Origin of the sequence: Rhizobium sp. SYY.PMSO (assembly GCF_046840415.1) — a bacterium.
GTDB lineage: Bacteria > Pseudomonadota > Alphaproteobacteria > Rhizobiales > Rhizobiaceae > Rhizobium.
In genome coordinates this window covers 778,899-802,395 of sequence record NZ_CP177349.1, presented here as the reverse complement: position 1 = coordinate 802,395, position 23,497 = coordinate 778,899, and the positions used below count along the sequence as shown (strand labels likewise).

Genomic DNA, 23,497 nt, shown 5'->3' with positions numbered 1-23,497 from the left:
CGCCGATGCCACCGCGCTCCGTTCTCCCCCTGGCGCTCACGCAGGGGGATCCGGCCGGCATAGGCCCCGACATCACGCTCGCCGCCTGGCTTCGTCGCGGCGAGCTCGATTTGCCGCCCTTCCTGTTTCTTGGCGACGCTGACATTCTTGCGGCGCGCGCTTCGCAGCTGGGTCTGAGCGTGCCCTTGATGGCGGCCGACCCTGCCACGGCCGGCGACATCTTTCGCGATGCGCTGCCCGTTCTGCCGATCGAGGCTGGAGTGAGCGTCGTTGCCGGCGAGCCGCACGTCGCTACCGCCAAGGGGACAATTGCCGCCATAGAGATGGCCGTCTCGCTCAGCATGAGCGGCCGGACATCCGCCGTTGTCACCAATCCGATCGCCAAATCGGTGCTTTATGATGCCGGATTCGGCTTTCCCGGCCATACCGAATTCCTCGCCGACCTCGCAACGCGCGCGACCGGAAAGCCGGTCATGCCAGTGATGCTGCTGGCAGGCCCGAAGCTGCGCGCCATCCCGGTCACGATCCACATCCCGCTGAAAGAGGTGCCGCAGGCACTGACCTCGGAATTGATCGCCGAAACGTGCCGGATCACCGATCACGACCTGCGCAATCGCTTCGGTATCGCCAGGCCGCGCCTTGCCGTTGCCGGCCTCAATCCGCACGCCGGAGAAAACGGAGCGCTCGGCAAAGAGGATGACGAAATCGTCCGGCCGGCGATCGATAGGTTGCGCGCGGAGGGCATCGATGCATTCGGCCCCCTGCCCGCCGATACGATGTTCCATGATGACGCCCGTCGGCGCTACGACGTTGCCATCTGCATGTATCACGATCAGGCGCTGATCCCGGCCAAGGCGCTCGGCTTCGACGATTCCGTCAATGTCACGCTCGGCTTGCCCTTTGTCCGCACCTCTCCGGATCACGGCACGGCATTCGGAATCGCCGGCAAAGGCATCGCCAAGGAAGACAGCCTCGTCGCCGCGCTCAGGCTGGCGAACGAAATCAGCGGCACGACTGGAAATAATCGCTGATGGCTGCGCTAGACGGCTTGCCGCCCCTCCGCGATGTGATCCAGCGCCACGGCCTCGATGCGCGCAAGGCGCTTGGCCAGAACTTTCTTCTCGACCTCAATCTGACTCAGAAGGTTGCCAGAACCGCCGGATCGCTTGAAGGCGCAACCGTGTTCGAAGTCGGTCCCGGACCGGGCGGCCTGACGCGCGCCATCCTGGCGCTCGGCGCCAGAAAGGTCATCGCCGTCGAGCGCGATTCGCGCTGTCTGCCGGCGTTGGCCGAGATCGCCGATCACTATCCCGGCCGGCTCGATGTGATCGAAGGCGATGCGTTGAAGACGGATTTTGCGGCCCTTGCTGCCGACGGCCCGATCAGGATCATCGCCAACCTGCCCTATAATGTCGGGACGCAGCTTCTGGTCAACTGGCTCCTGCCGCTGCAGTGGCCGCCCTTCTGGCAATCGCTGACCCTGATGTTCCAGAAGGAAGTCGGCCAGCGGATCGTCGCGCAGGAGGATGACGATCATTATGGCCGGCTCGGCGTCCTCTGCGGCTGGCGCACGCAGGCGCACATGGCCTTCGACATCTCTCCGCAGGCATTCACGCCGCCGCCGAAGGTAACCTCGACGGTGGTGCATCTTACGCCGAGGGAAAACCCCATCCCCTGTGACGTCGACAAGCTGGAAAAAGTAACGCAGGCTGCGTTCGGCCAGCGCCGCAAAATGCTGCGGCAGAGCCTGAAGCCGCTGGGTGGCGAAGCGCTTTTGCTGAAGGCGGATATCGACCCGCAGCGCCGCGCCGAAACGCTGTCCGTGGAAGAGTTCTGCCGGCTGGCGAACTGCCTCTGATCGGGGATCGGAGCATCCGATCGCGGTCAGAGCTTCGGTGTCTCTTCCAGCAATCCGCGGACGAAATCGAACATGCCATGCCGGCGGTCGCGGCGGAGCCGTTCGGCCTTGACGATCGACTGGACAGCGTCGAAAGCAGCATTCAGATCGTCGTTGACGATGACATAGTCATATTCGCGCCAATGGTCGATCTCGGCCCGCGAATTGGCCAACCGCATGGCGATGACCTCTTCGGAATCCTCGGCGCGGCGATGCAGGCGCGATTGCAGCTCCGTCATCGTCGGCGGCAGCACGAAGATGGACACGACGTCGGCCGGCATCTTCTCCTGCAACTGTTGCGCGCCCTGCCAGTCGATATCGAAAAGCATATCGCGCCCTTCCGCCATTGCCGTCTCCACCGGCTCGCGCGGCGTGCCGTAGAAATTGCCGTGGACTTCGGCCCATTCGAGCAACGAGTCGGAATCGCGAAGACGCTCGAATTCGCGCTGCGAAACGAAATGATAGTGCACGCCTTCGATTTCACTCGGCCGGCGCTGTCGGGTCGTAACGCTGACCGACAGGCTGACCTGCTTGTCGGTGTCCAGCAAGGTGCGCGCGATGGTCGACTTGCCTGCGCCGGACGGCGAGGAAATAGCAAGCATCAGCCCCCGGCGGGCAATCGGAATGGATGTGGATGTCGCCGGTTTCATGGCCTACTCCAAATTCTGGACCTGTTCGCGGAACTGGTCGATGACTACCTTCAGCTCGATGCCGGCAGCCGTCACCGCCGCCGCATTGGACTTCGAACAGATAGTATTCGATTCCCGGTTAAATTCCTGTGCAAGAAAATCGAGCTTGCGGCCCACAGGACCGCCCTTGGAAATGAGATCGCGCGCTGCGGCAACATGCGCCTTCAGGCGATCGATCTCCTCGCGCAGATCGGCCTTGGTGGCAAGAAGGGCAGCTTCGGCATGCAGCCTGTCGCGATCGAGGCCAGACGAGCCGTCCAGAAGCATGGCAACCTGCGTCGTCAGCCTTGCGGCGATTTCCTGCGGGGAGCGGGACGGGTCGCGCTCGACCGCGGTCGTCAGCGCCTCGATCGTCGCGACCTGACCGAGCAGAATCCTGCCGAGCGCATCGCCTTCCTGCCGGCGCATGTCGCGGAGGTCGCCAAGAGCTGCATCGAGACCCGCCACGATATCGGCGTCACGCGCTGCAAGAGCCTCTTCGTCCTCCTCGACCTCCTTGAACTCCACCAGGCCGCGTACGGCCATCAGGCTCTCCAGCTTCAATGGCGCGGGATCGACGATGCCCGCCAGCTGGTCGCGCAATGCCAGGACTGCCGTCAGCGCATCCTGGTTCACGACGACTTCGACGCGGCTTTCCTCGACGGAAAGCGACAGGCTGACCTGCAGGTTGCCGCGTGAAAGCCGCTCCGCAATCGCTTTGCGGGCATCGGCTTCCAGACGCTCCAGGCCCGGCGGCAGACGCAGGCGGATATCCAGCCCTTTGCCGTTCACCGAGCGCAGTTCCCATGCCCAACGGCCGCGACCGCTCGTTCCCTCACGCCGGGCAAAGCCGGTCATGGACTGCAATGCCATGCAAGCCTCCGATATTTCCTGTCCCCGATCCGCCGAAAATCCCCGGATTGTGGATCAATGTAAAGTGAATCCGCGCCGCCCTCCTGTCCGAGCCACGGCACGGCAATGGTCAATTCGTTTTCTTCTTTTGCGGAGCACCGGAGCCGGGAGCCACGGAAGCATCGTCGGGCTGGCCGTCCACCGCAATCGTGCTGGGGTCTTCGCCCTTTTCGGCAACCAGCTTGCGCCAGCGCCTGACATTGGCATTGTGCTCGTCCAGCGTTGCGGCAAAGACATGGCCGCCGGTGCCGTCAGCCACGAAATAGAGATCCTGCGTCTTCCAGGGATTGGCCACGGCCTCCAGGGCATCCTTGCCCGGATTTGCGATCGGCGTCGGCGGCAAGCCCTTGATGAGGTAGGTGTTGTAAGGCGTGTCCTTCTTCAGGTCAGACTGATAGATCGGACGATCGGACGGCTTTCCCTCCCCGCCGAACAGGCCGTAGATGACGGTCGGGTCCGACTGCAGGCGCATGCCCTTGCCAAGACGGTTGAGGAAGACGGAAGCGACATGGGCCCGCTCATCCGCCAGGCCGGTTTCCTTCTCCACGATGGAGGCAAGCGTGATGAAATCCTGCTCGTTTGCCAGCTGCACGCTCGGGTCGCGCTTTTCCCAGATCTGATCGACCAGCTTCGTCTGCGCCGCCGCCATCTGCTGAACGATTTCCGTGCGCTTGGTGCCGCGCGTGAACTTATAGGTATCCGGCCTCAGGCTTCCTTCCGCAGGCAAAGCCGACGGCAGATCGCCTTCCAGCACGGGATCGGCCTGCAGCTTGTTGAACATCTGCCGCACGGTCAGCCCTTCCGGCAGAGTGACCGAATAGAGAATCGACTTGCCGGACTTCAAGAGCTCCATGATATCCTTCATGGAAGCGCCGGCCTTGATCTCGTATTCGCCGGCGCGAAGGGTCTCGCCGTCATGCAGGTAGGTGGCGGTCAGCCAGCGGAAGATGCGTTCATTGGTGATGATGTTGTTGGATTCGAGGCGATTGGCGATCTCGCCGAGACCGGCGCCGTTGCGCACGATGAAATTCGTATTGGTCGTCAGCGGACCGGGGCCTTGATAGACCGAAAACGCATAATAGGCGCCGCCGACCGCGGCAACGGCGACGAAAACCGCCAGCGTCATCAGGAAGTTCAGGAAGATGACCATCTGGCTGCGGGCTTTGCGCGAACGCTTCGGCGGATCCGGAACACGCTCCGGACGCAAGGCTTCGCTGGCCGATTTCGGGATAATCGGCCCTTTCTGCCCGTTCGGAGTTCCGTTGCTCTGGTTCGTATCGCTCACCGGCAATCCCTTCCTTTTTGTGATTGCCTGCTGTTTGGCCAAGCAATGCGGCAAAAAGCAGGTTCAGAAGATAAGGCGGAACCCAGGCTCCGACTTCGACCGATCAGGCATTGCCGCACCGCATTCCCGAGGGGGGATGGAAGCACGGCAACAATCAACGACGCTGGCGGGACTGCCGAAACATCCCGCCCTTCACAGGTACGCGCTGTTATTAAGCCTCATAGCGGCGCAGGACAAGCGACGCATTCGTGCCGCCGAAGCCGAAGGAGTTCGACAGCGCGACATTGACTTCCCGCTTGCGGGCCTTGTGCGGAACGAGATCGATCGCGGTCTCGCGCTCCGGATTGTCCAGATTGAGCGTCGGCGGGACGATGTTGTCGCGAATGGCGAGCGTGGCGAAGATTGCCTCGATTGCGCCGGCCGCGCCCAGGAGATGGCCGGTCGCCGACTTGGTGGAGGACATGGAAATCTTGGGCGCGGCATCGCCGACCAGCCGCTCGACGGCGCCGAGCTCGATCGTATCGGCCATCGTCGACGTGCCATGAGCATTGATATAGTCGACGTCCGCCGGTGACAGGCCGGCGCGCTTCAGCGCCGAGGTCATGCAGCGGAAAGCGCCCTCGCCATCCTCGGACGGCGCGGTAATGTGATAGGCGTCGCCGGAAAGGCCGTATCCTACGACTTCCGCATAGATCTTGGCGCCGCGTGCCTTGGCGTGTTCCAGCTCCTCGAGCACGACGACGCCGGCACCCTCGCCCATGACGAAGCCGTCACGGTCGCGGTCGTAGGGGCGCGAAGCCTTGTGAGGATCGTCATTGTGCTGGGTCGACAACGCCTTGCAGGCGGCAAAGCCGGCAAGCGCGATGCGGCAGACTGGGGCCTCCGCGCCGCCCGCCACCATGACATCGGCATCGCCGAGCATGATCAGCCGCGCGGCATCGCCGATCGCATGCGCGCCCGTGGAACATGCGGTGACGACGGCATGGTTCGGACCGCGCAACTTGTGGCGGATCGAAACCTGGCCGGAAACGAGATTGATGAGGCGGCCGGGGATGAAGAAGGGCGAGATACGGCGCGGACCCTTGTCGCGCAGCGTATAGCCGGCTTCGACGATGCCTTCGAGGCCACCGATACCGGAGCCGATCATGACGCCCGTGGCGATCTGGTCTTCATCCGTCTTCGGATGCCAGTTTGCATCGGTCAGCGCCATATCGGCCGCCGCCATGCCGTAAATGATGAAGGGATCGACCTTGCGCTGCTCTTTCGGTTCCATCCAGTCGTCGGCATTGAATGTGCCGTCGGAACCGTCGCCGACCGGAATGCGGCAGGCAATCTTGGCGGCTAGGTCTTCGACCTCGAATTCGGTGACGAGGCGTGCTCCATTGTGTCCGGCAAGCAAACGCGTCCAGGACACCTCGGTGCCACAGCCCAAAGGTGATACCATGCCGGTACCCGTGATAACGACACGTCTCATCGCCCGCAGACCCCCGTCTTTTTATGATGATATGCGTATAAACATGCTTCGGCCGGCTTCACCGGACGAAATAGGGCGGACTCTTCAGCCCGCCCTTTCAAAAAGTACGAAAGATTAGGCCTGAGCCTTCTCAATGAACTTTACCGCATCGCCGACCGTCAGGATCGAGTCGGCAGCGTCGTCCGGAATTTCAACGCCGAATTCTTCTTCGAAGGCCATGACCAGTTCGACGGTGTCGAGCGAGTCCGCACCCAGATCGTCAATGAAGCTTGCGCTTTCAACAACCTTGTCGGCGTCAACGCCAAGATGATCAACAACAATTTTCTTTACGCGTTCTGCGATATCGCTCATGTCGGTTTCCTCGACCTTATGTCCTGATCAGAATGCCTTGTGACATCCCTACCCTAATTCAAACCTGCAGCATCAGACCTGACGCCGCTGGCAAACCCGTTCAACCCGGCATTGAGATCCGGTCCAGCGCCTTGAATGCGGCCCAGTCCGTCTGCATTTTCCGGACGACTGTTCTCAGTCATGGCCCGCTTAACACGGTTTAAGTCCGTCGCAAAGCCAGAAAATAGCCGGCTCCGGGTTGCTCAACATGCTATTGGAGGGAAAGTTCCTTCCAATGAGCAATTCCTTCAGATCATCGCCATGCCGCCATTGACATGGATCGTCTGGCCGGTGACGTAACTCGCCTCCGAAGAAGCAAGATAAGCCACTGCGGAAGCGACTTCCGCGCCCGTGCCCATGCGCTTCATGGGAATGGCGCCCATGATGGCTTCCTTCTGCTTGTCGTTCAGCTTGCCCGTCATGGCGCTTTCGATGAAGCCCGGAGCAACGCAGTTGACGGTGACGTTGCGGGTGGCGATTTCCTGCGCCAGCGACTTGGTGAAGCCGATCATGCCGGCCTTGGAGGCGCAGTAGTTTGCCTGGCCCGGATTGCCGGTCACACCGACGACGGAGGTGATGTTGATGATGCGGCCATAGCGGCGGCGCATCATCGGATGGGTGAGTTCCCGCGTCAGTCGGAAGACGGCCGTCAGATTGACTTCCAGAACGGCGTCCCAGTCCTCGTCGCTCATGCGCACGAAAAGGCCGTCCTTGGTGATGCCGGCATTGTTGACGAGAATATCGACGCCGCCGAGTTCCTCTTCCGCCTTGACGCCGAGCGCCTTCACCTCGTCGCGATCCGACAGGTTGGCCGGAAAGATCTTGACGCGATCGCCGAGCTCGGATGCCAGCGTCTCCAGCTTTTCGACGCGCGTGCCGTGCAGGCCGACGATGGCGCCCTGCTTGTGCAGGAGCCGGGCAATCTCTTCGCCGATGCCGCCGGATGCGCCGGTTACCAGGGCCTTGCGGCCGGTCAAATCAAGCATGTGTGTCCCTCGTTCCTTGAATATATCAGCCGAGCAATGCGGCGAGCGCCGTGTCGATATCGGCAGCATTGTTGACGGCAATGCCGTTCACCGATTTGTCGATGCGGCGGACAAGGCCCGTCAGCACCTTGCCGGCGCCAATTTCATACAATGTTGTCACATTGTTGGCGGCAAACCACTCCACCGTCTCGCGCCAGCGCACCTGGCCTGTGACCTGCTCGACCAGCAGCCTGGCGATCTCGTCGGCATCCGTCACCGGAGCCGCCTTGACGTTGGCGATGACCGGCACGACGGGATTGTTCTTGACAACGCCGGCGAGCGCCTCGCGCATGGCTTCCGCGGCCGGAGCCATCAGCGCCGAATGGAAGGGAGCGGAGACCGGCAGCAGCATGGCGCGCTTGGCGCCCCTGGCCGTCGCAAGCTCGGCGGCCTTCTCGACCGGAACTTTCTCGCCGGAAATGACGATCTGGCCGCCGCCGTTGTCGTTGGCGATCTGACAGGCGCCAAGGGCGGACGCTTCCTCGCAAACCGCAACGACATCGGCATGTTCGAGCCCGATGATCGCGGCCATGGCGCCGACGCCGACCGGGACTGCCGCCTGCATGGCGTTGCCGCGAATGCGCAGCAGGCGGGCCGTATCCGCAAGCGAGAAGGTGCCGGCGGCGCAGAGTGCGGAATATTCGCCGAGCGAATGGCCGGCGACATAAGCGACCTTGCTCTTCAGATCGAGGCCCCGCGCCTGCAGCACGCGGATGACCGCGAGCGATACGGCCATCAATGCCGGTTGCGCATTAGCCGTTAGCGTCAGCTTGTCTTCCGGACCGTTGAAGATCACGTCGGAGAGCTTTTCACCGAGCGCCTCGTCGACTTCCTCGAAGACGGCGCGCGCCTCGGCGAAATTGTCGGCAAGGTCCTTGCCCATGCCGACGGCCTGGCTGCCCTGGCCGGGAAATGTAAAAGCAACAGTCATTATAAAGCGTCCTTTTAGGGGTCGTTTTGCTTCCCAATGACATTGTTTGCGCGGGAGTCAATAGCGCAAGCCCCGCAGCCGACGGCTTTTGCAGCTGCGAGATGCAATGATTTTCTTCTTGCGCTTGCTCAATTCCGGCCTAAATTCTCGCGACCCCACCAATTCGACTTGCTCCCACCTCTCCAAGGTTTTCCCATGAAATATAACAATTTAGGCCGTACTGATATTTCCGTTTCGCAGATTTGTCTGGGCACGATGACCTGGGGCACGCAGAATAGCGAAGCCGAAGCTCACGAGCAGATGGACTATGCGGTCCAAAAGGGCATCAATTTCTTCGATACCGCCGAAATGTACCCGACGACCCCGGTCGGCCCGGAGACTCAAGGGCGCACCGAGGAATATATCGGCAGCTGGTTCGAAAAGACCGGCAAGCGCAAGGAGATCGTGCTCGCCACCAAGGTCGCGGGTCCCGGCCGGGAGTATCTGCGCGGCGGACAGGGCGCCAATGCCGTCAATATCCGGGCGGCGATCGACGCCAGCCTGAAGCGGCTGAAGACCGATTACATCGACCTCTACCAGGTCCACTGGCCGAACCGCGGCCACTTCCATTTTCGCCAGAACTGGACCTACAATCCTTTCAAACAGGACCGCGAAAAGGTTGTCGCCAACATCACCGACATCCTCGAGACGATGGGCGAACTGGTCAAGGCCGGCAAGATCCGCGCCATCGGCCTGTCGAACGAGACCACCTGGGGTATTCAGAAATATCTGACGATCGCCGAGCAGAAGAGTCTGCCGCGCGTCGCGACCACGCAGAACGAATACAATCTTCTCTACCGCCATTTCGACCTCGATCTGGCCGAACTGTCACATCACGAAGATGTCGGCCTGCTCGCCTATTCGCCGCTCGCCGGCGGCATCCTCAGCGGCAAATATGTCGGCGGCGCACGCCCGGCCGGCTCGCGCGGCTCGATCAACCTCGACATCGGCGGCCGCCTGCAGCCGCTGCAGGAACCGCCCGTAAAGGCCTATCTGGAAATCGCGGCCAAATATGGCATCGACCCTTCCAAGCTGGCGCTGGCCTATTGTCTCACAAAGCCGTTCATGGCCTCCGTCATCATCGGCGCGACAACGATGGCTCAGCTCGAGACGGATATCGCCGGCGCCTACGTGACGCTGCCGGCGGAGGCACTGGCGGAAATCGAGCAGGTGCACCGAAAGTATCCGCTGCCGATGTGAGGCGTGTGCCGGTAGGATTCAAAATGAATAAGCGGGCAAACCTGTTCGCTTATTCAGCCGTCGAGGTGGGAGCGCTGCAGCAGATTTCGCGAACGTAATTGTTGCCATAGGTAATAAAAGCGGTTGGAGGGATACTTTTTGTTTTAATTAAAGGCTGAAAAACGAGGGAATCAACGTCTCTGCCGTATGTCCCGACAATTGTGACGGCATAACGTCCCTGCGCTGTTAAATGAACTGCCATTGGAATAAATGACCGCTTAGCCAGAGACATTGCGGAGTCTAGAGACTTTTCGGTGGTTATTTCGATATAACGCTTTCCGAACTGATTTTCTTCAAATTCACGCACCCATATCGATGTCTGAAGCATATAGCCGGTCTTATTGCCAATCGACACCCGATACCAGTCACCGGCACTCTTCTTGATCAGCAACTCGCTCCCATTCGCGAAAACCGCAATCGTCTTGGAGCGCATATCCCGACTGGTCTTTAAGAAGGCCGACCCACTGTCATCTTGAAGAATGCCGCTTCTCGGGACGGGAACTTGCAGAAGTGGCGGCTCCTCGCTCCGCCCTTTTACCGTTTTGCGTCCATCGGTAATCGGCGCCTGAGCCTCACCAGCGGACGATTTGGCGTCAGATTCATGAACCTCCTGAAACGATACGGTTGTCACCCGAAACTTCGTCATTTCGCTCGATGACAAATAGCGGATATCATTGCTGTCATATTTAAGGGCAAGTTGCAGCAAAGCGGGATCGACGCCCATTTCGCTCATATAGGCAATCACGTCGGCGGTTTGCTGTTGAATGGCCGCAACGGCATCCTCGACATTCATTCCACTGGTATCGCCGAACGAGGATTTATGAACGCCGATTGCACCCGGCTCGGCATAGCGAGTTACCCCGCCCATAAATGACAAGGAACAGGCCGAGGCACATTCCGAACCTCGCGCAGCTACGGTTTGCAGACCCAGAGATCGGATCAGTCGGCCAAACTCCATCGCCTTGTATACGTTTCCGCCGCCACTAAAAAAACTAACGGAATACGCATGGCTGGAAAGAACTTTGCTGCGAAATATGCCCAAGTCATCGTCAGCTTCGAACTGACCACTTACCATGATAAACTTAGAACCATCTTTCAAGCTTTGAACTTCGTAACTCAATCTCGCTGTTGCGTCCTGAGCGACAAGGGTGAGGCCCAAAACAAGACCTGCCGTGGCAAAGCTTTTTCCCATTACTTTCACAACCGAGCCCCCAATATCCGCCAAGTCATGATTTCCACAGGACCTATCGTTTCACAAGTCATGATTGCAGCGCATATTTCAAGAGCCGCTCGGCCCCATGGCTAGCGTGGGACGGGCCTGTAACACCGCCAGGAATGTCCAGCCGGTCGCCGCAAGCGGCTATTACCCAGCCTTCGGCGCCGTCGTCAGCTCGGAACCATAGGCCTCGCGCAACTCGTCCTGCCCTTTCACACGGTCCACGGCCTTGTGAAGCAGCATCGACCGATAGCCTTGCGAACTCCGCCCCTCGATCAGGGTGACATCGGCATTTCCCGGATTATTCGACTGCTCGAACCAATCGACCGGGTGATGCAGGAAGTTCATCTCGAAGGCCCGGTTGGTGACGCCGTGGCCGACGATGATGACATTGTTCTTTCCGTTTTCGGCATCGTGCATGACGGTCTGGAGGAACAGTCGGACGCGCTGGGCGACATCGGCGCGGCTTTCGCCGTCCGGAGGGCGAGCATAGAACTTGCCGTTATCGTTGCGCAACCGCGCCCACTTCTCGAACTCGTCGGGGAATTTCCGTTTCTGCTCGGCATGGTCGTAGATTTCGGTGAAGAGCCCGAAATCCTGCTCGCGCAGCAGATAATCCTCCCTGACGTCTCCGATCAGGTCGGCCGGAAGAACTTCAAGCAGCGCATCCCTGCTCTGCCGCGTTCTCAGGAAGGGCGAGTACCAGACGCTCAGCTTGCGCAATTCTGCCGATGGCAGCCCTTTCAGATAGGTGCAAATCGCCTGCCCCGCCTCCAGTACCTGCCGATAGCCCCATTCTGTCAGCGGAACGTTATGATCGCCGAACTGCCGATAAGCCCGATCATCGATATTGCCGAGGGATTCGCCGTGCCTGACGAGAAAGATGCGCATGAATGATCCGTATTGCTGCAAATCGCATGGCATCATATGGGAGAGCGTGACGCTTGCAATGTTGCTGCGGAAGAGTGCTCGCGATTTCGCTTGGGCGCCCTTCTGGAACAAGCGCCCCGGTCGGGCGAACGAACTCATTTGGATGCAGAACGAGCCAATTTCGCCCGTCCCCTTGCCTTCCTGAGAAAAATCCGTATAAGCCGCCCTGTTCGCAACCCGGTCTTCTGGCTGGTGGCTGAACGGAGGGCCGGTTTTTCGCAAGGAGAATCGTCGGAACGGAAGCGTTCCAGCCTCCCGTGTCTCCGCTCTCGACCGTCTCGGAAACGCTTTTCTTGCTTGGGTTTACCCTCTCAGGAGCAGTCGTTGAGGCTTAGCCGCCGAATATCGGGTTCAGACCAACGCAAGAAAGGCAAAGCTATCCATGGCTCTTTACGAACATGTATTCCTTGCCCGGCAGGATATTTCCGCTCAGCAGGTCGACGCCCTCGTAGAACAGTACAAGGGTGTTATCGAAGCTAACGGCGGTAAAGTCGGGCGTATCGAAAACTGGGGCCTCAAGTCCCTCACCTACCGCATCAAGAAGAACCGCAAGGCTCACTACGCCCTGATGGACATCGATGCTCCGGCCGCTGCGATCCAGGAAATGGAACGCCAGATGCGCATCAGCGAAGACGTCCTGCGCTACATGACCATTGCTGTCGAGAAGCACGAAGACGGCCCGTCTGCCATGATGCAGAAGCGCGACCGTGACGACCGTCCGCGCCGCGATGGCGACCGTCCGGAGCGCAGCTTCGGCGATCGTGGTCCGCGCCCGGATCGTGGCGACCGCGAAGACCGTCCGCGCCGTCCGCGCGAAGATCGTGCATAAGGAGTTCTGAGAGATGTCTGAAGTTTCTTCCGCACCGGTCCGCCGTCCGTTCCATCGCCGCCGCAAGACCTGCCCGTTCTCGGGCGCCAATGCGCCGCGCATCGACTACAAGGACGTTCGTCTCCTGCAGCGCTACATTTCCGAGCGCGGCAAGATCGTTCCGTCCCGCATCACGGCCGTTTCCCAGAAGAAGCAGCGCGAACTCGCCCAGGCGATCAAGCGCGCCCGTTTCCTCGGCCTGCTGCCCTACGTCGTCGCCTGATAGCGCCCGACGCCGACTGAACAAGGGGAAGGCAGCGATGCCTTCCCTTCTCCCTTTCGCGATGGGCGCGGATCGGAACCTTGAAACCCCATGTTGGGGACGGCTTTCAGGCCCGCGTGGCGAAGGCATCCTCTAACTGCTCGATACGAAGCAGGACAGCGACGTGAAAAAGTTGAACGCAAAAGAGCTTGGCATCGGCGCACTCGCCGGTCTGACCGCCGCCCTACTCGTGTATGGCGCGACGGTACAGCCTTTGCTGTTCATCCTGTTCGGCGCGCTTTCCGCTCTTCCGATCCTCATCGTCGGCCTTGGCTGGGGCAACATGGCCGTCATCGCTGCCGTCGTGGTCGCGGGCATCGTCGGCGCGGTCGCACAATCGGTCTATTTCGGGCTGTTCGTCGTTCTGCTGACGCTCATCCCGGCATGGCTCAGCCATCTCGCCAATCTGGCACGTCCGGCATCCGAGCTCGGAGGTCCTGACCATCTGATGGCCTGGTATCCGCTCCCCGACATCATGCTGCATTTGTGCGGCCTTGCCGCCGTCGTCATCGTCGTGGCGGGTGCCGTCATGGGCTACAATGCCGATCTCGTCGGGCAGGTGGTCGATGCCTATGTCAACGCGGTGAACCAGCAATCGCCCGACCTTCAGCTCGATCCCGTTGCGATCGCCAAGATGAAGTCGCTGATGCTCTACATGATCCCGATCGCCTGGGGCATGATCTGGGTCATGATGCTGCTGGCCGCCTATTACGTGGCAACCCGCATCGTCGCGGCTTCAAGCCGCAATCTGCGCCCCCGCGAGGATATTCCCTCCTCGCTGCGCATGAACCGCAATGCGATCTTCGTCTTTCTCGTGGCGATCGTCGCCATGTTCTTCGGCGGCATCGTAGCCCTCATCGCAGCCGCCGTGCTCGGCGCCTTCGGCGCGGGCTTCATCGTTTCCGGCTTTGCATCGCTGCACTACCGAACTCGCGGCAAGGACTGGCGTCTCCCGGCGCTGGTCATCTGCTACCTGATGTCCTTCGTGCTGACGCTGCCGCTCGTCATCATCCTTGTTCTCGGCCTTTACGATACCCGCAAGGCGATATCGCTGACCCCGAACAAGAATGCCGATACACCCAAACCAAAAGACACGAAAATCTGATATCGAAAGGAACAACGAAAATGGAAGTCATTCTTCTCGAACGCATCTCCAAGCTGGGCCAGATGGGCGAAACCGTAAAGGTTCGCGACGGCTTTGCCCGTAACTACCTTCTGCCGCTCGGCAAGGCCCTGCGCGCCAACGCCGCCAACAAGGCCCGTTTCGAAGCCGAGCGCGCAACGCTCGAAGCCCGTAACCTCGAGCGCAAGAGCGAAGCCCAGAAGGTTGCCGACGTTCTCGGCGGCAAGTCCTTCATCGTCGTTCGCTCCGCCGGCGAAACCGGCCAGCTCTACGGTTCGGTCGCTGCTCGCGACGTCGTCGAAATCCTCGCTGCAGAAGGCTTCAACGTCGGCCGCAGCCAGGTTCACATGAACACGCCGATCAAGGCCATCGGCCTGCACAATGTCGCGATCGGGCTTCATGCCGAAGTTGAAATCACGGTCGAGCTCAACGTTGCCCGTTCTGCCGAAGAAGCCGAGCGTCAGGCCAAGGGCGAAACCCTTACCTCCGCCGACGCTATCTACGGCGTTGACGAAGACGCCCTGCGCCCGGAAGACTTCTTCGATCCGGAAGCTGACGGCAACGCCGAAGACGAAGCCTGATCTTCGCGCCTTCGCGAGATTGCGCATGAAAGAAGCCTGGGTCCTGAGACCCAGGCTTTTTTATTGGCCGCGTCCACGGGACAAAGCAGCCTGCCGGTCAATCGCCGGCCGCAGCTTCCGGCAGGGGAGCCGAATTCTTGTCGATCGAAACAACCACGGACATGCCGGGCGCCAGGTCGTCCGCCAGAGGCTGTCCATCCTCGATCTTGATCCTGACACCGATGCGCTGGGCGACCTTGGTGAAATTGCCCGTGGCGTTATCGGCCTTGATGACGGCGAATTCGGAGCCCGCAGCCGGAGAAAAGCGCTGGATGCGGCCTTTGATCTCGCGGTGGCCAAGCGCATCCACGGAAATCTCGGCGGGCTGGTCGAGCTTCATGCCGTCGAGCTGCGTCTCCTTGAAGTTTGCGATGACCCAAACGTCCTTCGGCACCAGGTTCATGAGCTGCGTGCCGGGCGTCACATATTGACCGATGCGGACGCCGACCTCGCCGACGCGGCCATCGCGCGGCGCCTTGATCGTCGTGTTGTCCAGATCGATTTCGGCGAGCTGGACGGCCGCTTCCGCGCCACTGACACCGGCCTCGAGAGAGGCGCGATTGACGATGATCGTCGTCAAATTCTGCTGCGAGACGTCCAGCGCGGCCTTTGCCTGATTGGCCGCCGCCTGCGCCTGCTCGAGCGTTGCCTGCGCCTGTTCTGAATCGCTCGTGGTCGACACGCCCTTGGAAACCAGCGTCGTCACGCGATCGGCGGCAAGCTGGGCGCGCCTGAGCGCGGCATTGGCGCTATCGATCTGGGCCTGGCTGGAGACGATGCCGGCTCTGGCGGCCTGTTCCTGCTGTTGCGAATTGGCTAGCGCCGCCTTCTGCCCGGCCAATGTCGCGCGGGCCTGCGCCACCTTCTGCTTGTAGATGCGATCGTCGATCTGGGCGAGCACATCGCCCTCCTTGACGAGCTTGTAATCCTTGAGCGGCACGTCGGTAATATAGCCGCTGACCTGCGGGCTGATGGTCGTCACATAGCCTTTCACATAGGCATCGTCGGTCGTTTCGACGGAGGTTTTGAACGGCGGCAGATGCCAGGCATACAGCACCAGCATGACGCCGCCGATACCGGCCAGGATCGCGATGACTTCGATGGGTGAGCGAACGAGCCTCGACATGGAGCTATTTCATATCCTCATGGGTTGGAAGTCTCGGCCCGGGGCCGACCTTCGGCGAGCCGAGTCCGGATGAAGCGGAAAAATACATGCAGCGACAGGCCGGCAAGCGACAGGAAAGCGATCATGGCCGCGACGAAAAACGCATCGCCATAGGCGAGCATATTGGCCTCGCGGCTCACCTGCGCGCCGAGCAGCGCCAGCCCCTCGCCCTTCAGGAGGGCACTGTCCCCAAGAACCTTGCCGTAGGTGGATGAAAGCTGGCTGACGCGATCGGCCACATGCGGATCGGTCAGCAGCACGCGCTCGGTCAGCACGGCGGAATGAAACTTCTCGCGAATGGTGATCAGCGTGCCGTAGAAGGCGGACCCTATCAGGCCGCCGATGCTCTGCGTGAAAGTGAATACGACGAAGAACGTCACGAGATAGGGCGGCCCCTTGCTCAGCGCAGCCTTGAAGCCCTCCGACATCGAGGGCGGCAGAAACAGCGCCGCACCGGCCGCCACGAGCGCCTGGCTGATGTACATCTGCTCAGGCCGGGTCAGGTTCGTCACCTGCGAATCCATCAGCGAGCCTGTTCCCATGAGCATGAGCGCGACGAATTGTATCTGCCAGCCGAAGCCGTAGCTCATGAACACGGTACAGATGAGGCCGCCGACGATCGAGAAAGCCAGGATGATCCAGTAGAGCATCGCCAGCTGGTCATAGAGGAGACCGACAGCGTTCTGGTAGAAGGTCATGACGACGGACGTCTGTTCGGCCGCAATCAGGCGGAAGATCAGGAGAATGCCCGTCAGATGCAGGATTTCGGGACGCAGCAGCCAGCGAACGTCGATGAGCGGCGTCGACCTCCTCAGGTCGACGACGATAGCGGCTGTGAGCGCGGCGATGGCGATCGCCAGCACGACGCCGAGCCAGGGCACCTCGAGCCACCAATAGAGGCGCCCGACCGACAGAACGATGGCCAGACAGCCGAACCCGATCGCCACGAGCAGGTAGCTGAAGATGTCGCCGAGAACGATGACCTTGACGCGCGGCGGCGGCGTCAGCGGCAACAGGTAGATGATCGGCATGACCAGCAGCGCCAGCGCCATCTCCAGCGTGTAAAGGCCGCGCCATTCGCCGTAATCCAGCAACGAGGGCGACACCAGGCGGGTGATGGGGGCGGCAAGCAGCGTATTCGTCATCGCCAGGCTCACGCCGACCGTCATCTTCTTGGCGGGCTCGAAGGCCTCCAGCATGTAGAGGAAGCCGAGCGTCGAGAGCGGCGCGCCGGCGATGCCGCTCAGGAAGCGCACGACGATGGCCGAATGCAGGTCGGAGACGAAGAGATTGAGCAGCGAGGCAAGCAGGAAACCGAGAATGCTGACCTCGGCGAAGTTGCGCACGCCATATTGCAGGCGGATCTTCACCAATGCGATGGCGAGGCTGACATTGGGGGCCATGTAGGCTGCAGAGAGCCAGGCGGACTCCGTGGTCGTCGCCGCGATGGTCCCCTGGATCTGGGTCAGATTGGCAAAAGCGAGATTGAGACCCAGCCCCTGGGTCAGAAAGAACATGACGGAGGCCGCAACATAGAGCGGCACTTTCCAGCCGGGCATAGGCGGTGGGACGGCGTTGGCTTCCGCGTTGGCGACCAGGCCCGGATCACCGCTCATGCGCTACCTCATGATTTGCCGACATTCTGGAGGTTGGCAGTCATGGCACGGATCACTTTCAGCGCCATGCCGACATCCTCGTCCGAAATTCCCTCAAGGATATCCGCACGGACACCGGTGGCAAGAGCCTCGACATCGGCGGCAACGACTTTTCCGGATTCCGTCATGAAGATCTGCTTGGCGCGGCGATCGGACTGCGCGGCCCGGCGCTCGATGAAGTTCTGCGCTTCCATGGCGTCGAGAATACGCACGAGCGTCGGCGTTTCGAGTTCCAGCTCGTCGGCAAGCTCGCGCTGGTTGATCCCGTCCCGTCTGGAGAGCTTGCGGAAAACCCTTGCGCGGGAGAGCGTCATTCCGTGCTCGCGAACAAGAGCGTCAAACGCCGCCCGCAGTTTGCGATTGAACGCGGAAAGGTCGTCGAAAATCTCTTGTCTTGATGGCGCACCGGACATTATTGCAACTTTATACTATTAGCATCCTACCCTAATTTATAGGGAATAACCGGATTTTCGTAGCTTTTCAAGCGGGATAGCCGCAACAATCGATGTACACGGCAAAAGACCCGGCTAAAATATTCCCCCAGGAATGATTTGCTTAAGTGATTCGTGTGTCGATCCTTGCGTTGCAAAGTGGCGACAAGGGATTTTTACGTGGCGGAAGCTCGCCCCTGTGGACGAGTGGAACAACGTTGATAGACCGGCCCGATTTATCCCAGTCGACGTGCTTATGCATTTGCCTGGTTGACCATGACATCGGATCGTCGCAAACCAATCGATATCCAAAAGCACGAAGAGATGGAAAATGAACGAAGCTGCGCGCAAGCTCGCCGCCATTGCTCCCGCCGACCAGCACTATCGCGAAGCGCCCAACAATATCGAGGCGGAGCAGGCTCTGCTCGGCGCCATTCTCGTCAACAACGATGCCTATTACCGCGTCTCCGACTTCCTGAAGCCCATCCATCTCTATGAGCCGCTGCACCGGAAAATCTTCGAGGTCGCCGGCGATATCATCCGCATGGGCAAGTCCGCCAATCCGGTCACCATCAAAAGCTTCGTGCCGGCGGACGAGAAGGTCGGCGACATGACGGTGGCGCAGTATCTCGCGCGACTTGCCGTCGAAGCCGTGTCGATCATCAATGCCGAGGACTACGGCCGCGCCATCTACGACCTGGCGCTGCGCCGCGCGCTGATCACCATCGGCGAGGATATGGTCAACATCGCCTATGACGCGCCTCTCGACATGCCGCCGCAGACGCAGATCGAAGACACGGAACGCCGGCTGTTCGAGCTCGCCGAGAACGGCCGCTACGACGGCGGCTTCCAGTCGTTCAACGATGCCGTGGCGCTCGCCATCGACATGGCGGCGGTCGCCAAGGAGCGCGACGGCGGCCTCTCGGGTATTTCGACAGGCATTCATTCGCTCGACAGCAAGATGGGCGGCCTGCAGCGATCCGACTTGATTATCCTTGCCGGTCGTCCGGGCATGGGCAAGACCTCGCTTGCCACCAACATCGCCTACAACATCGCCGCCTCCTTCGAAGGCGAGGTGCAGGCGGATGGCTCCACCAAGGCGAAGAACGGCGGCGTCGTCGGCTTCTACTCGCTGGAAATGTCGTCGGAACAGCTCGCCACCCGTATCATCTCCGAGCAGACGGAGGTCTCCTCCTCGAAGATCCGCCGCGGCGATATCAACGACGCCGATTTCGAAAAGCTGGTGGCCTGCTCGATGATGATGCAGAAAGTGCCGCTCTATATCGACCAGACCGGCGGCATCTCCATCGCCCAGCTCGCCGCCCGCGCCCGCCGTCTGAAGCGCCAGCGCGGCCTTGACGTGCTGGTGGTCGACTACGTGCAGCTCATGACCGGCTCGAAGAAGGCCGGGGAAAATCGCGTCCAGGAAATCACCGAAATCACCACCGGCCTGAAGGCTCTCGGCAAGGAGCTGAACGTTCCGATCGTCGCGCTCTCCCAGCTCTCGCGCGCGGTCGAAAGCCGCGACGACAAGCGGCCCCAGCTCTCGGACCTTCGCGAATCCGGCTCCATCGAGCAGGACGCCGACGTGGTGCTCTTCGTGTTCCGCGAGGAATATTATGTGAAGAACCAGGAGCCGCGCGATCCGAACGACCCGAAATATGCGGAATGGGAAGCCCTGTTCGAGCGCGTGAAGGGCACGGCCGATGTCATCATCGCCAAGCAGCGCCACGGGCCTACGGGCACGGTGAAGCTCGCCTTCCAGTCGGAATTCACCCGCTTTGCCGATCTCGCCGATTCATCGTTCATCCAATACGAAGAGCACTGACGAAGGCGGTTTGCGGCGCATATGTGCGCCTCGGCACTTTTTCTTTTCATCGATGACCATTATCCTGGCCGGAGCCAAATCACCTCCGGCCATTTCCTTGTTCAGGCGGCTCCATGACAGACACTTTCAATGACGATGATGCTTTCGCTTCCGCCGGGCTGCGGCTGACGGTCGATCTCGGCGCACTCGTCGAAAACTGGCGCGATATGGCCCGCCGTTCGGGAAAGGCGCGCACGTCGGCCGTCGTCAAGGCGGATGCCTACGGGCTGGGGATCGAGGATGTCGGCGAGACCCTTTACGCTGCCGGCGCCCGCGATTTCTTCGTCGCCACAGCGGACGAAGGCGCGACGCTGCGGCTCTATGCGCCTGAAGCCCGCATCTTCGTGCTCAGCGGCATCTGGCCGGGCATGGAACGCCGCTTCTTCGAAAACGATCTCGTGCCCGTGATCGCTTCGGAAGAGCAGCTGACCTTCTGGATGGCCGTTCTATCGGATTACGGCGAGTATCCCTGCGCGCTGCAGGTCGACACGGGCTTCAACAGGCTCGGCCTGCCGATGGAGGATGCGATCGCGCTGGCCGATGACGTCTCGCGCCCGGCAAGCTTTGCGCCGGTGCTGGTCATGAGCCATCTTGCCTGCGGGGACGACCCGGCCAATCTCATGAACAGGCGGCAGCTGGAGGCTTTCCGCAAGGTCAGCGCCGCATTCGAGGGCATAGAGGCGAGCCTTGCCAATTCGGCCGGTATCTTTCTCGGGTCCGACTATCATTTCGATCTCACCCGCCCCGGCATCGCCACCTATGGCGGCGAGGCTGTCCCCGGCGTCGCCAATCCGATGCGTCCGGTCGCGACGGCGGAGGCGCGGGTCATTCAGACGCGCTCCGTCAAATCAGGCGAAACGGTGAGCTACGGCCGCGCGCTGCAACTGACGCGCGACAGCCGGCTGGCGATCGTCTCGGCCGGCTATGCGGACGGCTATATGCGCAGCCAGTCGAGCGCCGGCGTGCCGCTGCGCCAGACCGGCATCGCCTGCGGCCACGGTTTCATCGCCGGGTACAAGGTGCCTGTGGCCGGCCGCATCACTATGGACCTTACCATCTTCGACGTGACCGAGGTGCCGGACCATCTTGTCCGTGCCGGCGACTATATCGAGCTCTTCGGCAGCAACATTTCCGTCGATGAGGCTGCCGGCGCGGCAGGCACGATCGGCTACGAAATGCTTACGAGCATGGGTCTACGGCACGAGCGCCGTTATATTGCGGAAGAGACCGAGGAATAGCCTTCCGCACGAAAAGCTGCGGCTGGAATGCCTTAACGTGCACCGGTCGCCAGCCGCACGCCGAGGGCGACGAGCAGCGTGCCGAGGCCGCGGTCGAGCCACAGGCCGAGGCTGCGATTGCGCCGGAGAGCCTCGCTCAGTCTTCCACCGAGCAGGATGAGCGGCGGCTCGATGAAGGCGGCGACGACGATGATCAGGCTGCCATGCAATAAAAGCTGCGCCCAGACCGGGCCCGCGCCTTCCACCACGAATTGCGGCAGGAAGGCCAGGAAGAAGATCGCGACCTTCGGGTTGAGCAGCGAGACCATGATGCCTTGCCGATAGATGCGGCTGACGGGCAAGGCCTTGCCCTTTTCCCTGATCCATGCCCCCTCGCCCTTCGAGCGCAGCGCCTGGATGCCGAGCCAGATCAGATAGGCGGCACCGATCCATTTCACGGTCGAGAAGGCCAGCGCGGAAGCGGCCAGGATCGCCGAAAGGCCGGCAGCCGCCATCAGCACATGCAGGCATGCGCCGCTCCAGATTCCGAGCAACGCCGCGAAACCGGAGCGCATGCCGCTTCTGATGGTATGGCCGAGAATGAAGGCGATATCCGGCCCCGGCGACAGATTGAGGAGGATCGCGGCCGACAGAAAGCCGATCCAGTGCGCAAGCGAGTAGTCAAACATCCGTCATCACCCACAAAACCCGGCATAAAAGCTGGCACGTTCGCCGTTGATACGGAAATCATTAGTTTTGATAGGCCGGCAAAGACATTATCTGTCAGCCGACCGCGATTCGCTGCGAAAAGCGACCCTCTGAATTTCGAGAACAGTATCCGATGGCCAAAGCCCGCACACAATTCATCTGCCAGAACTGCGGCGCGGTTCACAATCGCTGGGCCGGCAAGTGCGACGGTTGCGGCGCGTGGAACACCATCGTCGAGGAAGATCCGATGGGCGGGATCGGCGGCGGCCCGGCCAAGACGCCGCGAAAAGGGAAGCCGGTCGCGCTGACGACGCTTTCGGGCGAGATCGAGGAGGCGCCGCGCATCCATACCGGCATTTCCGAGCTTGATCGCGCCACAGGCGGCGGCTTCGTGCGCGGCTCGGCCGTGCTCGTCGGCGGCGATCCCGGCATCGGCAAATCGACGCTGCTGATGCAGGCCGCAGCCGCGCTTGCCCGCCAGGGACACAAGATCGTTTACGTCTCCGGCGAAGAGGCCGTGGCGCAGGTTCGCCTGCGCGCCCAGCGGCTGAAGGCGGCCGACACAGAGGTTCTGCTGGCGGCGGAGACCAATGTCGAGGATATCCTGGCGACGCTCGCGGAAGGCAAGCGGCCTGATCTCGTCATCATCGATTCCATCCAGACGCTGTGGAGCGAGCTTGCCGAATCCGCGCCCGGCACCGTTACGCAGGTGCGCACCGGCGTCCAGGCGATGATCCGCTTCGCCAAGCAGACGGGCACCGCGATGGTGCTCGTCGGCCACGTCACCAAGGATGGCCAGATCGCCGGGCCGCGCGTGGTCGAGCATATGGTCGACGCCGTCCTCTATTTCGAAGGCGACCGCGGCCATCATTATCGCATCCTGCGCACGGTGAAGAACCGCTTCGGCCCGACCGACGAGATCGGCGTATTCGAAATGTCCGACGCCGGCTTGCGCGACGTTCCCAATCCATCCGAGCTCTTTCTCGGAGAGCGCAACGAAAAATCGCCGGGCGCAGCCGTCTTTGCCGGCATAGAGGGCACGCGGCCGGTGCTGGTGGAAGTGCAGGCGCTGGTGGCGCCGACATCGCTCGGCACGCCGCGCCGCGCCATCGTCGGCTGGGATTCGGCGCGACTGTCGATGATTCTCGCCGTTCTGGAAGCCCATTGCGGAGTGCGCCTCGGCCAGCACGATGTTTACCTCAATATCGCCGGCGGTTATCGCATTTCCGAGCCGGCTGCCGATCTTGCCGTCGCTTCTGCACTGGTTTCCTCCTTGGCCGGTCTTGCCCTGCCCGCCGATTGCGTCTATTTCGGCGAAGTCAGCCTGTCGGGCGCCGTCCGGCCGGTTGCGCACACCGCCCAGCGTCTCAAGGAAGCCGAGAAGCTGGGTTTTTCCGCGGCCGTCCTGCCTGCCGCTTCCGCCGATCTGCCGAAGGTCAATGGCGGACGCTGGAGCGAGATCGACAGCCTGCCGGATCTGGTGGCGCGCATTGCCGGATCGAAGGGTGCGCTCAAGCGCGCGGAAGACGAAGACTGAGCCTTACTTCAGCCGTTCTTGGCGAAGAAGAGGCTCAT

General features: G+C 61.2%; 23 protein-coding genes. 10 read left to right on the top strand and 13 right to left on the bottom strand.

What is annotated here, in order from left to right:
- Positions 1-5 precede the first annotated feature (5 nt).
- Together pdxA and rsmA are read left to right on the top strand one after the other, a co-directional pair.
- The gene (gene pdxA / locus ACJJVH_RS03905) at positions 6-1,031 is read left to right on the top strand and encodes a 4-hydroxythreonine-4-phosphate dehydrogenase PdxA (protein WP_113435204.1); all 1,026 of its coding nucleotides are present in this window, start codon (positions 6-8) and stop codon (positions 1,029-1,031) included.
- Positions 1,031-1,858, top strand: coding sequence for a 16S rRNA (adenine(1518)-N(6)/adenine(1519)-N(6))-dimethyltransferase RsmA (rsmA, locus tag ACJJVH_RS03900; protein ID WP_412064778.1), 828 nt, complete (start codon positions 1,031-1,033; stop codon positions 1,856-1,858). Before pdxA ends, rsmA begins: the two co-directional genes overlap by 1 nt.
- A gap of 26 nt (positions 1,859-1,884) precedes the next feature.
- Here the strand turns inward: rsmA and gmk are convergent, their stop codons facing one another.
- The 7 genes from gmk to fabD all read right to left on the bottom strand — a co-directional run bounded on the left by gmk (position 1,885) and on the right by fabD (position 8,582).
- Positions 1,885-2,547, bottom strand: coding sequence for a guanylate kinase (gene gmk, locus ACJJVH_RS03895; RefSeq protein WP_112797129.1), 663 nt, complete (start codon positions 2,545-2,547; stop codon positions 1,885-1,887).
- Positions 2,548-2,550: 3 nt separating this feature from the next.
- Positions 2,551-3,438, bottom strand: coding sequence for a YicC/YloC family endoribonuclease (locus ACJJVH_RS03890; RefSeq protein ID WP_112797127.1), 888 nt, complete (start codon positions 3,436-3,438; stop codon positions 2,551-2,553).
- Between the two features lie 109 nt (positions 3,439-3,547).
- Positions 3,548-4,762: an endolytic transglycosylase MltG gene (gene mltG, locus ACJJVH_RS03885; RefSeq protein ID WP_112797389.1), complete on the bottom strand. Its 1,215-nt coding sequence runs from the start codon at positions 4,760-4,762 to the stop codon at positions 3,548-3,550.
- 211 nt (positions 4,763-4,973) lie between these two features.
- Complete coding sequence (gene fabF / locus ACJJVH_RS03880) at positions 4,974-6,236, bottom strand: beta-ketoacyl-ACP synthase II (protein ID WP_112797125.1); 1,263 nt, start codon at positions 6,234-6,236, stop codon at positions 4,974-4,976.
- Positions 6,237-6,350: 114 nt separating this feature from the next.
- The gene (locus ACJJVH_RS03875) at positions 6,351-6,587 is read right to left on the bottom strand and encodes an acyl carrier protein (RefSeq protein WP_004122114.1); all 237 of its coding nucleotides are present in this window, start codon (positions 6,585-6,587) and stop codon (positions 6,351-6,353) included.
- A gap of 287 nt (positions 6,588-6,874) precedes the next feature.
- Complete coding sequence (gene fabG, locus ACJJVH_RS03870) at positions 6,875-7,612, bottom strand: 3-oxoacyl-[acyl-carrier-protein] reductase (protein WP_112797123.1); 738 nt, start codon at positions 7,610-7,612, stop codon at positions 6,875-6,877.
- A 25-nt stretch (positions 7,613-7,637) separates the two neighbouring features.
- On the bottom strand, positions 7,638-8,582 hold the full coding sequence (gene fabD / locus ACJJVH_RS03865) for an ACP S-malonyltransferase (protein ID WP_412064777.1): 945 nt from the start codon (positions 8,580-8,582) through the stop codon (positions 7,638-7,640).
- Between the two features lie 195 nt (positions 8,583-8,777).
- Between fabD and ACJJVH_RS03860 the strand changes: the two genes are divergently transcribed.
- Complete coding sequence (locus ACJJVH_RS03860; protein WP_412064776.1) at positions 8,778-9,821, top strand: aldo/keto reductase; 1,044 nt, start codon at positions 8,778-8,780, stop codon at positions 9,819-9,821.
- Between the two features lie 49 nt (positions 9,822-9,870).
- On the opposite strand, the gene ACJJVH_RS03855 is transcribed toward ACJJVH_RS03860, so the two are convergent.
- Together ACJJVH_RS03855 and ACJJVH_RS03850 are read right to left on the bottom strand one after the other, a co-directional pair.
- Positions 9,871-11,085 (bottom strand): hypothetical protein, encoded by a 1,215-nt coding sequence (locus ACJJVH_RS03855; RefSeq protein WP_412064775.1) that lies wholly within the window; start codon positions 11,083-11,085, stop codon positions 9,871-9,873.
- A gap of 138 nt (positions 11,086-11,223) precedes the next feature.
- Positions 11,224-11,967, bottom strand: coding sequence for a histidine phosphatase family protein (locus ACJJVH_RS03850; protein WP_412064774.1), 744 nt, complete (start codon positions 11,965-11,967; stop codon positions 11,224-11,226).
- Positions 11,968-12,388: 421 nt separating this feature from the next.
- Here ACJJVH_RS03850 and rpsF point away from each other — a divergent pair, with 421 nt between their 5' ends.
- The 4 genes from rpsF to rplI all read left to right on the top strand — a co-directional run bounded on the left by rpsF (position 12,389) and on the right by rplI (position 14,840).
- Positions 12,389-12,835, top strand: a complete 447-nt coding sequence (gene rpsF / locus ACJJVH_RS03845) for a 30S ribosomal protein S6 (protein WP_112797117.1) — start codon at positions 12,389-12,391, stop codon at positions 12,833-12,835.
- Between the two features lie 13 nt (positions 12,836-12,848).
- Positions 12,849-13,097, top strand: coding sequence for a 30S ribosomal protein S18 (rpsR, locus tag ACJJVH_RS03840; protein ID WP_004122103.1), 249 nt, complete (start codon positions 12,849-12,851; stop codon positions 13,095-13,097).
- Positions 13,098-13,260: 163 nt separating this feature from the next.
- Positions 13,261-14,241 (top strand): DUF2232 domain-containing protein, encoded by a 981-nt coding sequence (locus ACJJVH_RS03835; protein WP_113370254.1) that lies wholly within the window; start codon positions 13,261-13,263, stop codon positions 14,239-14,241.
- Between the two features lie 20 nt (positions 14,242-14,261).
- Entirely contained in the window at positions 14,262-14,840 is a 579-nt protein-coding gene (gene rplI, locus ACJJVH_RS03830; protein WP_112797114.1) for a 50S ribosomal protein L9, read from the top strand.
- A 97-nt stretch (positions 14,841-14,937) separates the two neighbouring features.
- Here rplI and ACJJVH_RS03825 read toward each other — a convergent pair whose 3' ends face one another.
- Genes ACJJVH_RS03825 through ACJJVH_RS03815 form a run of 3 tightly spaced genes read right to left on the bottom strand, consistent with a single transcriptional unit; the run spans position 14,938 to position 18,112 of the window.
- Positions 14,938-16,005, bottom strand: a complete 1,068-nt coding sequence (locus ACJJVH_RS03825; RefSeq protein WP_112797385.1) for an HlyD family secretion protein — start codon at positions 16,003-16,005, stop codon at positions 14,938-14,940.
- 17 nt (positions 16,006-16,022) lie between these two features.
- Positions 16,023-17,660, bottom strand: a complete 1,638-nt coding sequence (locus ACJJVH_RS03820) for an MFS transporter (protein WP_412064773.1) — start codon at positions 17,658-17,660, stop codon at positions 16,023-16,025.
- An 8-nt stretch (positions 17,661-17,668) separates the two neighbouring features.
- A complete protein-coding gene (locus ACJJVH_RS03815) occupies positions 17,669-18,112 on the bottom strand; it encodes a MarR family transcriptional regulator (protein ID WP_112797111.1) in 444 nt (147 codons plus the stop codon).
- A gap of 349 nt (positions 18,113-18,461) precedes the next feature.
- On the opposite strand from ACJJVH_RS03815, the gene ACJJVH_RS03810 reads away from it, so the two are divergent.
- Both ACJJVH_RS03810 and alr read left to right on the top strand, forming a co-directional pair.
- Entirely contained in the window at positions 18,462-19,958 is a 1,497-nt protein-coding gene (locus ACJJVH_RS03810) for a replicative DNA helicase (protein WP_412064772.1), read from the top strand.
- Between the two features lie 113 nt (positions 19,959-20,071).
- Positions 20,072-21,235 (top strand): alanine racemase, encoded by a 1,164-nt coding sequence (alr, locus tag ACJJVH_RS03805; protein WP_113502761.1) that lies wholly within the window; start codon positions 20,072-20,074, stop codon positions 21,233-21,235.
- Positions 21,236-21,267: 32 nt separating this feature from the next.
- Here alr and ACJJVH_RS03800 read toward each other — a convergent pair whose 3' ends face one another.
- On the bottom strand, positions 21,268-21,903 hold the full coding sequence (locus ACJJVH_RS03800) for a LysE family translocator (RefSeq protein ID WP_412064771.1): 636 nt from the start codon (positions 21,901-21,903) through the stop codon (positions 21,268-21,270).
- 152 nt (positions 21,904-22,055) lie between these two features.
- Between ACJJVH_RS03800 and radA the strand changes: the two genes are divergently transcribed.
- Positions 22,056-23,459, top strand: coding sequence for a DNA repair protein RadA (radA, locus tag ACJJVH_RS03795; RefSeq protein ID WP_112797106.1), 1,404 nt, complete (start codon positions 22,056-22,058; stop codon positions 23,457-23,459).
- Positions 23,460-23,497: the final 38 nt, after the last annotated feature.